At 37.1% G+C, this 13,110-nt stretch carries 15 protein-coding genes; 13 read left to right on the plus strand and 2 right to left on the minus strand.

The features are described 5' to 3' along the window. Positions 1-451: 451 nt before the first annotated feature. Together IGJ18_RS06645 and IGJ18_RS06650 are read left to right on the plus strand one after the other, a co-directional pair. Positions 452-1,048 (plus strand): ECF transporter S component, encoded by a 597-nt coding sequence (locus tag IGJ18_RS06645; protein ID WP_010737525.1) that lies wholly within the window; start codon positions 452-454, stop codon positions 1,046-1,048. Positions 1,049-1,068: 20 nt separating this feature from the next. Further along, positions 1,069-2,208, plus strand: coding sequence for a cation diffusion facilitator family transporter (locus tag IGJ18_RS06650; RefSeq protein ID WP_034697851.1), 1,140 nt, complete (start codon positions 1,069-1,071; stop codon positions 2,206-2,208). Positions 2,209-2,258: 50 nt separating this feature from the next. Here the strand turns inward: IGJ18_RS06650 and IGJ18_RS06655 are convergent, their stop codons facing one another. After that, on the minus strand, positions 2,259-2,660 hold the full coding sequence (locus IGJ18_RS06655) for a ribonuclease HI family protein (protein WP_438843049.1): 402 nt from the start codon (positions 2,658-2,660) through the stop codon (positions 2,259-2,261). A gap of 77 nt (positions 2,661-2,737) precedes the next feature. Here IGJ18_RS06655 and IGJ18_RS06660 point away from each other — a divergent pair, with 77 nt between their 5' ends. Both IGJ18_RS06660 and IGJ18_RS06665 read left to right on the plus strand, forming a co-directional pair. Next, entirely contained in the window at positions 2,738-3,160 is a 423-nt protein-coding gene (locus tag IGJ18_RS06660; RefSeq protein ID WP_034697854.1) for an EbsA family protein, read from the plus strand. Between the two features lie 385 nt (positions 3,161-3,545). Further along, positions 3,546-3,935, plus strand: coding sequence for a hypothetical protein (locus IGJ18_RS06665; RefSeq protein ID WP_232622368.1), 390 nt, complete (start codon positions 3,546-3,548; stop codon positions 3,933-3,935). Positions 3,936-4,787: 852 nt separating this feature from the next. Here IGJ18_RS06665 and IGJ18_RS06670 read toward each other — a convergent pair. After that, on the minus strand, positions 4,788-4,994 hold the full coding sequence (locus IGJ18_RS06670; protein WP_010719225.1) for a cold-shock protein: 207 nt from the start codon (positions 4,992-4,994) through the stop codon (positions 4,788-4,790). Positions 4,995-5,176: 182 nt separating this feature from the next. On the opposite strand from IGJ18_RS06670, the gene IGJ18_RS06675 reads away from it, so the two are divergent. The 9 genes from IGJ18_RS06675 to IGJ18_RS06715 all read left to right on the plus strand — a co-directional run bounded on the left by IGJ18_RS06675 (position 5,177) and on the right by IGJ18_RS06715 (position 13,106). Then, a complete protein-coding gene (locus IGJ18_RS06675) occupies positions 5,177-6,847 on the plus strand; it encodes a formate--tetrahydrofolate ligase (protein ID WP_438843050.1) in 1,671 nt (556 codons plus the stop codon). 329 nt (positions 6,848-7,176) lie between these two features. Further along, positions 7,177-7,629, plus strand: coding sequence for an LMxysn_1693 family intestinal colonization protein (locus tag IGJ18_RS06680; RefSeq protein WP_438843051.1), 453 nt, complete (start codon positions 7,177-7,179; stop codon positions 7,627-7,629). A gap of 362 nt (positions 7,630-7,991) precedes the next feature. Then, positions 7,992-8,225: a CPBP family glutamic-type intramembrane protease gene (locus IGJ18_RS06685; RefSeq protein WP_438843452.1), complete on the plus strand. Its 234-nt coding sequence runs from the start codon at positions 7,992-7,994 to the stop codon at positions 8,223-8,225. 357 nt (positions 8,226-8,582) lie between these two features. Then, positions 8,583-8,969 carry a hypothetical protein gene (locus IGJ18_RS06690; RefSeq protein ID WP_438843052.1) on the plus strand — a complete coding sequence of 129 codons (387 nt, stop codon included), beginning with the start codon at positions 8,583-8,585 and terminating at the stop codon, positions 8,967-8,969. Continuing rightward, positions 8,956-9,654, plus strand: a complete 699-nt coding sequence (locus IGJ18_RS06695) for a CBS domain-containing protein (protein ID WP_010719220.1) — start codon at positions 8,956-8,958, stop codon at positions 9,652-9,654. The genes IGJ18_RS06690 and IGJ18_RS06695 overlap by 14 nt, the downstream gene beginning before the upstream one ends. A gap of 4 nt (positions 9,655-9,658) precedes the next feature. Beyond that, complete coding sequence (gene lspA / locus IGJ18_RS06700) at positions 9,659-10,123, plus strand: signal peptidase II (RefSeq protein WP_010719219.1); 465 nt, start codon at positions 9,659-9,661, stop codon at positions 10,121-10,123. After that, positions 10,120-11,031 (plus strand): RluA family pseudouridine synthase, encoded by a 912-nt coding sequence (locus IGJ18_RS06705; protein WP_438843053.1) that lies wholly within the window; start codon positions 10,120-10,122, stop codon positions 11,029-11,031. Before lspA ends, IGJ18_RS06705 begins: the two co-directional genes overlap by 4 nt. Before the next feature lie 238 nt (positions 11,032-11,269). Next, positions 11,270-11,809: a bifunctional pyr operon transcriptional regulator/uracil phosphoribosyltransferase PyrR gene (gene pyrR, locus IGJ18_RS06710; protein ID WP_010719217.1), complete on the plus strand. Its 540-nt coding sequence runs from the start codon at positions 11,270-11,272 to the stop codon at positions 11,807-11,809. A 13-nt stretch (positions 11,810-11,822) separates the two neighbouring features. Further along, on the plus strand, positions 11,823-13,106 hold the full coding sequence (locus IGJ18_RS06715; RefSeq protein ID WP_010719216.1) for a solute carrier family 23 protein: 1,284 nt from the start codon (positions 11,823-11,825) through the stop codon (positions 13,104-13,106). The last annotated feature ends 4 nt before the right edge of the window (positions 13,107-13,110 follow it).

Below are 13,110 nucleotides of genomic sequence, written 5' to 3' on the forward strand. Positions count from 1 at the left end.
GTCGAATAGCTCAGATGATAATAACCTCCTTTTGAAACGGTATTTTATGTTTGGGAGAGAAAAAACTTATTTCAAGGAGCGAATACTTGACCTGGTTTTAGCAAATAATGGGGAATAGAATGCTTTCATTGAAGCGAGTAAGCGGTCATTTTTTAAACAGCTTTTCATAGTTTAAACACTGATCGCTTATTGCTTAAGGAAGCACCGATAATACTATTTATTTTCATACATGCTAAAGGGCTCAAGAACGACTTTTTTTGTTCAAGGAGTATTGAATCCTCCTATTTGTTAAAGAAAAGTTCTACCGAATTTGTTTGAAACGGAAATCCCGTTGACAAATTCGGTTTATTTTATGAGAACTGAATGCAACCAATCAGCATTTTCTTTGAGAGTAATTAATTGACAAAAAAGCAAAACCTTTTACGATTAGAATAAAAAGGAGGGGGTAAAATTGAATAGTAAAAATAAAACTTTTCGTTTAGTTTTACGAGCGATTTTATTAGCAATCATTATCGTTCAAGCAATGGTTCCATGGTTAGGGTTTATTCCTTTAGGATTTATTAGTTTGACGATTATTCACATAACAGTTATCGTTGCTGCGGTTGTATTAGGACCGAAAGACGGCATGGTCATTGGTTTGTTTTGGGGGATCGCCACGATCATTCGTGCTTACGCCATGCCTACGACCCCATTTGATACCCTCGTCTTTACCAATCCGATCATTTCAGTTGTTCCTAGAGTTTTAGTTGGCTTAGTTGCAGGAATCATTTTTCACTGGATTTATCAACGTTATCATTCTGTAGTCGTCGGTTCGGTTTTAGCAGGAGTATTTGGCTCACTCGTGAATACACTTTTAGTTCTAGGGTTTATGGGACTGTTTTATACTGGGGCAACTGCTGATGCGTATGGCGTAGATGCGGATCTATTATTTAAAACTTTGGCAGGAGTTGCCGCAATCAATGGGATTCCGGAAGCGATAGGTGCCGGAATCATTACGCCACTGATTGCTAAAGCGCTGTTTGCTGCAACGCCACTCAAACCAGAATAAAGAATAAAGGAAGCGAAAAAGTGTCAAAAGAACAAAAAACGATTAGTGGGCAAGAACGTACCAAAAAAGGCATTATAGCTGGAATCTTAGGTCTTATCTCAAATATGTTATTGTTTGTTGCGAAGTTTATGATCGGCCTTTTTTCTGGCAGTGTTTCGATCATGGCGGATGCTATCAATAGTTTATCCGATACAGCTTCATCCATTTTGACGCTTGTTGGGTTTAAGATTGCTGCAAAACCCGCAGACCAAGAACATCCATTTGGACATGAACGATTTGAATATATCAGTGGCTTATTTGTTTCAATCATCATTACGTATGTAGGGTTTCAATTTTTGGACGCTTCTATACGGAAAATTTTTCGGCCGGAACATTTAGTCCTGACACCGATCGTGTTTCTTGTCCTGATATTTTCGATTCTGTTAAAACTTTTACAAGGACGTATGTACACTAGATTTTCAAAAACAATTCAGTCAGAAGCACTAAAAGCGACAGCCAAAGATAGTTACAATGATGTATTCACGACGTTAGCTGTTTTAGTATCTGCAGGTATCGAAAGATTCACTGGATGGCGTATTGATGGCTATGTTGGTTTTGTCTTAGCCGGGTACATTATTTTTAGTGGGATCATGATGTTACGTGATTTTGTCTATGAATTACTAGGTAGCCGTCCAACAGCTGAAGAAATCAAAACAATGGAAAAACAATTAAGTTCTTATAAATCGATTTTAGGTTTTCATGATCTGTTGGTTCATAATTATGGACCAAATAAAAAGTTTGCTTCTGTTCATATTGAAGTTGACGACAGTTTAAACTTGAATGAAGCACATAAAATCATTGATATTATCGAAAAAGACTTTAAAAAGACTTTGGATGTGGATTTAGTTTGTCATCTAGATCCGGTAGCAATCCATAATGAACAATACCGTAAGATATTGAAACAATTGAGACAAATTATCAAAGAGTTGGGGGAAGAGTTGAGGTTGCACGATTTACGGATCATACGTAAAGGGAAAGAGTTGCAATTCGATATTGTAGTTCCTCAGAATTTCAAGTTACCAGATGATGTTTTAGAAGAAAAGATTCGTCAAGCTATTGAGAAAAAGGTTGGTTCTTTTGAACTCGATATTACTTTTGATCACAATTATCTTCTCTATTAAATCAGAAACTTTAAAAAGACTTTTTAGTAAGTAGCTAAAAAGTCTTTTTTTTATGGATTTAATTGTTTTTGAAGCGCTTGGCGTGCCAGATTATCCGCCCCTTTATTCTTACTCTCGGGAATCCATTGTAAGATGAGTAAATGGAACTGAGCGAGTAATTGTTGGATCTCATATAGAAGGGAAGAGAAACTTTCATTGTTCGTGTAGTTTTTGTCGATTGTAGAAACAAGTACTTTGCTATCGGAATAACAGAGAATTGTTTCATTGACCCAGCCTTTTTCCTTTAAAATTTCTAAAGTTTTTAAAAAGACTTCGAATTCAGCTTGATGATTGGAGCCATCCGAAAGTAGGACGGTAAGCTGTTCTTGTTTATTTTCATGGATAATTAAAATGCCTCCACCACTAGGTCCTGGATTGCCTTTTGTGGAAGCATCAATGTATACTTTGATCATAATAAGGAAGCTCTCCTTTTTATAAAAATAGTGTTATGCTATAATTATACCATTACAAATAGATGCGAGGTTAAAGAATGAAAAAAATAATTCGCTGGCAGCCGGAATGGGCGCAGACGATCATCTATTGGTCTTTATCTTTGATCATTTTATTTTTTAGTTTGATTTTATCACTTGAAAACACTAGACCCTATTGGAAAAGTAACTTAGTGATGGGGCTATTTTTAATTTTTCTTTTTCTTGGGTATCGTCGGTCATTTATTTTGAAAAACCATGCAATCAAAATTAAATATGCTGCTTTTTGGAAGGACCAAAATATCCCGCTACAAGATATTGACTCTGTAACACCGGTTAAAAGAGGCGTAAAGATTAAATATGTAGGGAAGGCTGAGCCAACCTTCTATCTGATGCGCAAAAAAAGTCAGACAGCTTTTTTGTCCTACTATTCTGAAGGTAAAGAGCAACAAAGCACTAACAACCAAGTAAATACAACTAGCTGATTGATTTTACTTGTTTAAACCAATTGATTCAGCAGATATAAAATAGCTGCGAGAAAAACATAACTATATATAACCTCTGAGAAAACAAGCCGAAGAATCCGAAGATCATTTTATGATCAGGGTGAGATTCTTCGGCTTGATTGTGTCTTGCTGACGTTTGTATGAACTTGACCCTAGAAAAATGGATGATATGATGTTTGACCAGTAACTTTCGATAAAGTAATGGACACCTGACCATTCAACCAAGGGATATATAACTTAATAACATAAAGGATATTATAAAAAATTTGCACTAAATATTTTTTAAAGGAAAAAAAGAAGTAAGATAACATTTTTTCTAATTTATAATAAAACTTACAGAAAAAGTATAAGGAGAAAAACGGACGTGGAAATAAAAAAAATGTTTGAAGATCTCTACCGAATTTGGAAGAAAACAGGCATTCTCAAGAGAAGAGGTGCGAAGCTAAGAAATATGTGGAAAAGAAATCGTGCAAAAATAGGGAGGCTTTGGAAGAAGAATCGTGCAAAGATAAAGAGAATGCGGTCAAAAAATCTAAAAGAAAGGAAAGACAACGACAAGGAAAAAAGGATAAAAATGGCTCAGAGTAGATGGTCGAAACAAGATAGGACGGGCAATAAACAAGAAATACGTTCGCTATCTGTCCGTGCAACAAATCAAGCGAGTTGGAAAAATGCGCAAATTTCAAGAAATTTAGCGAATCAGCAAAAGGGCTACTCCAGGAGTCAACAGACATCTATCACCTCAACGAGATGAATCTTTCTATGGGTTCACATAGTTTTGATGTCAATCGTTGGATTCAGTGTTTTGAGCAATTAGGAGTGATAAATGGTAGGTAATTTTTAAAAGAAAACAGCAAAACACAGGGTTATAACCTTCAGGACTTAAAAAATATCATGGCTGGGTTTGATTCGCAGGAAATAACTTCAGGAACCAGTTCAAGAAGATACATAAATGAACGAATCATAAATAGTGAAAGTGACCGTTGAAACTAGTTATTAGAAAAGCTCGGTAAAAAAATGGTATAAAAGCAATCAAAAAAGATTATCAACCAAGGCTATATAACAATCAATCCCTTGCTCGGATTGTCGATTCTTTAAATCCGTTGTCTCGATTTAGAAAGATTCTTTTAAAATGGCAATTAATGTTGAAAAGAAAATAATCTGATGCGAAAGACATCATTCACTTGGAAATAAGTGAGAAGGATGCATAGATACAACGATAAGAAATAATAGCGAAGAAAAAAGAAAAGAAATTTGTAAAAAATATTAAAGCAAACGCTAGAAATCAAGTTTTCAATACAGTCGAGCAGTCTTTTTCAAATCATCTGATAAATTCGAGATAACCTTCTTTCGATAGGATTAGAAAACAAACAGAAATATGTATCTTTTTATTGAAAAGTGAGATTTTGTAATATTAGTGAACGTTGTACTGTATGGAAGAGACGCAGCATAAGTTGATTTTCTATCGTTCAAGCAATTATAAAATTATAAAAAAGCCGATACTTTGCAAAGAACATTTTGCGGAGTATCGGTCTTTCTTTAAATTGAATATTTTTGATGCAATCTCTTCTGTTTTGAAGAGAAGTTACTCATTGTTGAAACTTTCTTATAAGATCATTTTTTTGACATGAGCGGCTTGTGCCCCACGGTTTCCTTCGATTATTTCAAATTCTACAGATTGATTTTCTTCAAGGGTTTTGAAACCTTCTTCTTCAATTGCAGTAAAATGGACGAATATTTCTTCTGTTTCATCATAACTAATAAATCCATATCCTTTTTTGTTGTCAAACCATTTCACAGTTCCTGTGGTCAAAGCTCTCACGACCTTTCTAAAGTCTGATCATAACTAACATTATAAAGAGTATTTATATATACGTCAATTAAATTAAAAAAGCAATCTTGCCTATTTTGTTTTAAAATAAAAAAAGGTATAATAGATATAACTGAACAAATTCTTTTGTTTTGGGTATAAAGTTCGTGTAAAGGGGTAATTTGATGAAGAGCGATCTACAAATATCACAAGAAACAGAGTTAAAACCGATTATTGAAATTGCGGAAAAATTGGATATCCAACAAGATGACCTGGAGCTTTACGGAAAATATAAAGCGAAAATCAATTTTTCCACCATCAAGAAATTAAAGAAAAAACCAGATGGTCACTTGATTTTAGTTACATCCATCAATCCTACACCAGCTGGAGAAGGTAAATCGACCATCACGGTAGGTCTTGGGGACGCATTGAATCAAATTGGTAAAAAAGCAGTGATTGCGTTAAGAGAACCTTCCCTTGGTCCAGTCATGGGAATCAAGGGTGGTGCTGCCGGCGGAGGCTATGCACAAGTATTACCAATGGAAGATATCAATTTACACTTTACTGGCGATATGCATGCGATTACGTCTGCTAATAATGCATTGTCTGCACTTTTGGACAATCATATCCATCAAGGGAATGAACTGAGAATCGATTCACGTCGTGTGATCTGGAAACGTGTCGTCGATTTGAATGATCGCGAACTGCGAAAAGTGATTGTTGGCTTGGGCGGTCCTATTCAAGGTGTGCCGAGAGAAGATGGCTTTGACATCACCGTAGCAAGTGAAATCATGGCGATTTTATGCTTAGCAACAGACATCGATGATTTAAAAGCGCGTTTAGCTCGAATTGTTGTCGGTTATACCTTTGATCAAAAGCCAGTGACAGCTGGTGATCTCAAAGCAGAAGGTGCATTGGCACTGCTATTAAAAGAAGCGATCAAACCAAACTTAGTACAAACGATTTATGGCACGCCAGCATTTGTCCATGGCGGTCCTTTTGCCAATATTGCTCACGGGTGTAATAGTGTTTTAGCTACCCAAACAGCTCTTAAATTAGGGGAGTATGTGGTGACTGAAGCTGGATTTGGTGCAGATCTAGGTGGAGAAAAATTCCTAGATATCAAAGTTCCGAATTTAAAAAAAGCGCCTGATGCAATCGTGATCGTAGCAACAGTTCGTGCATTGAAAATGCATGGCGGTGCAACTAAAGAAGAGTTGAAAACGGAAAATTTAGCAGCATTGGAAAAAGGATTCAGTAATTTAAAACGTCATATCCACAATATGGAGAAATACCATATCCCAGTAATTGTTGCGATCAACGAGTTCGTGACAGATACGGAAGCTGAATTTACTTTGTTAGAACGTCTTTGCGAAAATCAAGGGGTGATCGTAAAACGAGCAAGTGTTTGGGAGCATGGCGCAGACGGTGGAATTGAACTTGCCAAAGCGGTCGTTCGTGCGATTGATAGTCAGCAAGCAGATTATCAGCCCCTGTATCAACCGACAGCGACTATTGAAGAAAAAGTGGCAACGATCGTCCAAGAGATTTATGGTGGAAAAGGTGTCAATTTTAGTAAAAAAGCAAAAAAACAAATCGATGAGTTTGTCCTTAATGGTTGGGATAAACTGCCAATTTGTATGGCGAAAACCCAATATTCATTTTCTGACGATCCGACACTTTTAGGCGCTCCTGAAGGATTTACGATTACCATCAGAGAGTTCGTTCCCAAATTAGGGGCTGGGTTTATCGTTGCGCTAACAGGAGATGTCATGACTATGCCGGGACTTCCCAAAAAACCAGCTGCATTGAATATGGATGTTACCAGTGATGGGGAAGTACTGGGATTATTCTAAAAAAGAAAGAGGATAGGGTGCTTCATAAAAAAGCCATCTATCAAAAATGTTTAGTGAGAATACACAAAAAACGAGTAAATACCTAAAATTAGGTAAAGGCTCCCTTTCGATCAAAAAAAAGTATAAAGTCAGCTCTTGTATATGTTCATACAAGGGCTGACTTGTTTTTATACATATTGTGTTAGTCAACAAGTAAATAATGGCGGTTTCACGGTCGATTTTGAGTTCAAAACAGCTTTTTATGATAGCAATCATATATATAAAATAAAATGATTTATAATCATTGCGAAGAAAACGTTTTTTTAATACTAAAATAGGAGTGCAAATTTTTGAAAAAGTATTTATTTAGAACAATTTTGGTGTCTACGTCACTTTTGACTTTAGGAACTGCTGTAACTCCGTGTGTTCCAGTATTAGCCGATGAAACGAATAGTTCTGGCATAGCAATTTGTAGTGATGATGAGTACTATGTATTAGACGAACCATCGATTCAGACAAAAACTTGGTCACAACCTCAAAGTAGGCGTATTTCTAAAGGAAATCGTACATATTTGGGTACAGAAACCCACAATAGAAAAACCACATTATCAATTGGTGCAACGATCTTCGGAATGAATATTAAAATAGGGAACGAATACTCAGTAAGCGGAAAATTCAAGAAGTATCGTCAAAATGCAAGAATAACGGTCACTTACCGAGTTTATCGTAAAGTAGACAATAAATATATTCGTACTCAAACTGCTACAGCAAATACACAATATATTGATTATGTAGCAATATGATACATAGGAATACTAAGAAACATTGGAAATTCATTCTTTGCTTGAGTTACTTTATTATTTATTTTATGATCCCAAATATAGGAATCCCAATCAAATATGATTTCATATTTGATTGGATTTCTTGTTTTCCATTGATCCTAAGTTTTATGTTTTTGGTGTTGTTCCACCAGCTACTCTATCAATCATTAGTAGAAATACAATGGCTGAAACTCATATTTATTGCAGTCTTTTGTATCGTTAGTATTATTGTCATTAATACTGCTTTGCCTGATACAAATAGCTTACCCCTAAATTCTTTAGCTAATAGTGAATTGAAAAAATATATAATAAGTGCTACAACGTACGGTGTATTTTTAGAAGATATGATTTTTAGATTTAGTCTAATCAGCTTACATTCTGACAGGAAAACAAAGGCTTCTCTCCTCATAATCTCTTCATTCTTGTTTTCAATCGTACACGGAGGAAATTTCAACCTTTTTTTCTGCGGCGTTCTATTTGGATTTGTTTATATAAAAACTTCTAATGTGTGGTACGCCATATTGATCCATGTTTTTTATAATGGTGTGGGTATATTTCTTTTTTTATTCTTTACTTAGTTGTTGCAAAGCAATGAACGATAAAGTAGTTAAAGCAAGTGGAGATTTACAAAAAGTGAGGTTGAAAAAAATACTTCTAAACAGTAAAAAAGGATGACACAATTATTCATTACGGATAGTTGTGTCATCCTTTTATTTTCGATCGAACATCTTTAATGGATATATAAGGAGTGAAAAAGATGTTACAAAAGATTTCTAATAGTTTTGCTGGTTGGCTACTTTTGCTGTACTCGCTGCATTTGAGCAAAAAATGTCTATAAATTAGTTAAATATAGGGAACTCAAACACTTTGAGACATCTACTTTCTTGTTCGGGTGTTTTACGGTATACTAAGAAAGCATCAGGAGGAGGGGCGTTATGGACGTACGAGTGACAAGACGAACAGGTTTTTATGGCATGGGTAGTCCGATCCAACTGCGGATCAATGGAAAGAAAAAAGGACAATTGAATCATAATCAATCGGTTTTACTTAAGTTAGAAGCACCTTTTACAATGCAAGTTTCGTTTTATTGGTTAAAAAGTCCAATGTATACAATAACGCATCCGACCAAAGGATACGTCATCACAATGAATCTCTTATTGTTACAGATTTATCCCTTTTTATTTTTAGGAAGTGGATTAAGCGCATTGTGGTTACACAATCTAATTTATAGTATGTTCGTGGTACTTGTAATGATTGGCTTCTTTTTTTTCATCAAAAACCAAGCCTATGTAATCAAGGAGGAGAAAGATGGCAAACTCTGATATTTTTTTAAGTAGTTTTAATCGGATCGAAAAATGGATGAGAGATGAAATGGGTAACGCCCGCAATATGGGATTTACTGAGTTAGTTCGGCGACTTGCCCAACGCAAAAAAGCAGTGATTCGTCAATATGAAGAAGATTTGCTTCAGCTGGCGCAGTTACGAAATGCCATTGTTCACGATCGGATTGCTGTGGACTTTGTGATTGCTGAACCCAATGATTGGGCAGTCAATAAGATCCAGCAGATTGAAGAAGACTTGATTCGTCCAGCAAAGGTTTTACCTCGCTTTGCGAAACATGTCACAGGTTTTGAACGAGATCTTCCTTTACTTGATTTGTTAGGAACGGTTGCCAAAAAACGATACTCACAGTTTCCTTTGTATAATAAAGGGAAATTCGTAGCGCTTGTGACATTGCGGGTCATTGGTTTTTGGCTAGCAAAGGAAAGTCAAAAAGGGACCATTGATTTAACAGATAAAAAAGCGGCTGATTTGATTTTTAGTGATGGCAAATATACGAATTATCGTTTTGTAGCTGAACATACTTATGTTTATGAAGTGGAAACAATGTTTCGGGAACAAGGAACTCTAGAAGCAGTCCTGATTACCAAAGATGGTCATCCTGACGGCAACTTACTGGGGATCATTAGACCTAGAGATATTTATCAACAAATAGAAAAGGAATGATTTTTTGTTAGCAATTTATTTTATGATCAGTGGATTATTAGTGGCTCTTGATCAGTGGGTCAAATGGTGGATCGTCAATGATTTATCTTTAGGCGAAACGAAGACATTGATTCCAGGCGTCTTATCGTTGAATCATATACGCAATACTGGGGCAGCTTGGAGTATGCTTGAAGGGAAGATGTGGTTTTTCGTCATAATTACAGTGGTTGCTGTCATTGTTGTCGTGACATTGATGGTCAAGAATCGCAAACAGGGCAATCGATGGTTGCTGACAGGACTAAGTTTTATTTTGGCAGGAGCTATTGGGAATTTTATTGATCGTGTAAGACTGGGATATGTCGTCGATATGTTCCAAACAGATTTTATGAATTTTCCGATCTTCAATGTAGCTGATATGACACTTGTTTGTGGTGTGATTCTTATTTTGATATACATTATTTTAGATGAAAAGGAACAAGGGAAAAAATGACAGAATTAAACGCAACGATTCAAACAGAAACAGGACGGATCGATAAAGTACTCACAGGTTTATTCAACGATTATAGTCGTTCACAAATCCAGCTTTGGCTCAAAGATGGTGCCGTTTCGGTCAACGGACAAGTGGTGAAAGCAAATTATAAAGTGAAGAAAAATGATGAAATCGTGATCGCTGTGCCAGAACCAGAGACCCTTTCAATTGAAGCAGAAGACATTCCATTAGAAATCGTTTATGAAGACGAAGCGGTTGCTGTTGTCAACAAACCACAAGGCATGGTCGTCCATCCTTCAGCAGGTCATCCGAATGGTACGATGGTCAATGCTTTAATGTATCATGTAAAAGACCTTTCGTCGATCAATGGTGTGATCCGTCCAGGGATCGTCCATCGAATCGATAAAGATACTTCAGGTTTGTTGATGGTAGCGAAAAATGATTTAGCACATGAATCTTTGGCCAAGCAATTAAAAGATAAAACTTCTTTACGTAAATACGTAGCGTTAGTCCATGGAGTGATTCCTCATGAAAAAGGAACGATCAACGCACCGATCGGTCGATCAAAAGTGAACCGTAAAATGCAGGCAGTCAGAGAAGATGGCAAACCAGCCGTGACCCATTTTAATGTCTTGGAACGATTCAATGATTTTACGTTGGTGGAGTTGACGTTAGAAACAGGTAGGACCCATCAGATCCGTGTGCATATGAAATATATAGGCTATCCTTTAGCTGGAGACCCAGTTTACGGACCAAGTAAGACATTGAAAGGAAATGGACAATTTCTTCATGCGAATCTCTTAGGCTTTACCCATCCAATCACAGGTCAGGAAATGGTCTTTGAAGCACCGCTTCCTACAATCTTTGAAAAAACTTTAGAAAAACTAAGGAAAAGTGTTGCATTTTGATTTAGATAACGGTATAGTATTTAACAACGAAAGCATAAAAACTTCATATCAGTTCCTTTAAGTTTAGTCCCGTGAGGCTAAGAAGGGTGTGGGTAAGAGAGCTATGGTGCGCCATAACATCGATTACTCAATGACGTAGTATAACTATCAGTGTATCTAAATGTACACTCAGTCTAGACATTCCTCCTGTCCTCTTAGGGCAGGAGTTTTTTTGTGTATAAAAAAGGAGGAAACAAACATGCAAGCAAAAGAAGTTGTGGATCAAGTAACCATGAAGCGGGCATTGACACGTATCACGTATGAAATCATTGAAAGAAATCAGACGATTCAAGATGTTGTCTTAATTGGGATAAAAACAAGAGGGATTTACATCGCATCAAGAGTTGCCGATCGTTTGAAGCAACTTGAAGGCATCGAAGTTCCGGTCGGAGAGCTGGATATCACATTGTATCGTGATGATAAAAAAGAAACACCAGCTGAAGCAGAACTTCATTCTTCAGATATTCCCGTTTCACTAGAAGGAAAAGAAGTGATTTTGATCGATGACGTCCTTTACACTGGACGAACGATTCGAGCAGCGATGGACGCAGTAATGGACTATGGTCGTCCTAGAAAAATTTCTCTGGCTGTCTTAGTAGACAGGGGACATCGAGAGTTACCGATTCGAGCAGACTATGTTGGGAAAAACATTCCCACAGCAAAAACAGAAGAAATCTTAGTCGAAATGCAAGAACTTGACGGCAAAGATCGAATCATGATTTTGAAAGAGGAAGAATAGAGGAGCAATTGATATGTCAGAACAGAAAAAATTCCATAATCACGATGCGGTTTTAGATATCCACGATCGCCCAAAAACAGGACATTGGATCGGCTTAAGTTTACAACATCTCTTTACGATGTTTGGTGCTACTGTACTTGTGCCGATTTTAGTGGGGATCGATCCAGGGATTGCCTTAGTCAGCTCAGGATTAGGAACATTAGTTTATCTTTTTACTACTAAAGGAAAGATTCCAGCATACTTGGGTAGTAGCTTTGCCTTTATCGCAGCTATGCAAATGCTGATGAAGACTGACGGTTACCCAGCGATCGCCCAAGGAGCCGTAACGACTGGTCTGGTTTACTTGATCGTCGCATGGATCATCAAAAAGATCGGTTCAGCATGGTTGGACAAAATTTTACCACCGATTGTCGTTGGTCCCGTGATCATGGTAATCGGCTTAGGGTTAGCAGCAAATGCTGCAACGAACGCAATGTATAACCAAGGCAACTATGATTTTAAATATATAGCCGTGGCACTGATCACTTTAGCATTGACGATTTTCTTCAACATGTGGCTAAAAGGATTTTTAGGACTTATTCCAATTTTGTTAGGGATCATTTGCGGCTACCTCGTTGCTTTACTCTTCGGAATCGTCGATACAAAGCCGATCGCTGATGCTGCATGGTTCGCTTTACCAAACTTCGAGATTCCATTTGTTCAATATGAACCCAAGCTTTACTTAGGAGCAATCACGACGATGGCACCTATCGCTTTCGTTACGATGACGGAACACATTGGACACTTGATGGTCTTGAATAAATTAACCAAACGTAATTTCTTTGAAGAGCCAGGTTTACACAAAACATTGATGGGAGATGGCTTAGCGCAGATCGTCGCAGCTTTCGTCGGTGGTCCTCCAGTTACAAGTTATGGGGAAAATATCGGTGTGTTAGCAATCACTCGTGTACACAGCGTATTCGTCATCGGGGGTGCAGCAGTTTTCGCTGTGATTTTAGGATTTGTGGGCAAATTAAGCGCTTTGATCTTAAGTATCCCCGGACCCGTAATTTCCGGAATCAGCTTTATCTTGTTCGGAGTGATCGCAGCGAGTGGAATGAAGATTTTGATCGAAAATAAAATCGATTTTGATAAAAAGAAAAATCTGTTGATTGCTTCAGTGATCTTAGTGGTCGGAATCGGCGGCTTGGTTTTTGAAGTAGGCACCTTCACGTTATCAGCAATGGCTTTAGCAACTGTACTTGGTATCATTCTGAATCTTATCTTACCCGAAACTTCACGTAGCGAAGAAAAATAAGGAG

It is taken from the genome of Enterococcus sp. AZ078 (assembly GCF_051714985.1).
Lineage (GTDB): Bacteria > Bacillota > Bacilli > Lactobacillales > Enterococcaceae > Enterococcus_B > Enterococcus_B hirae.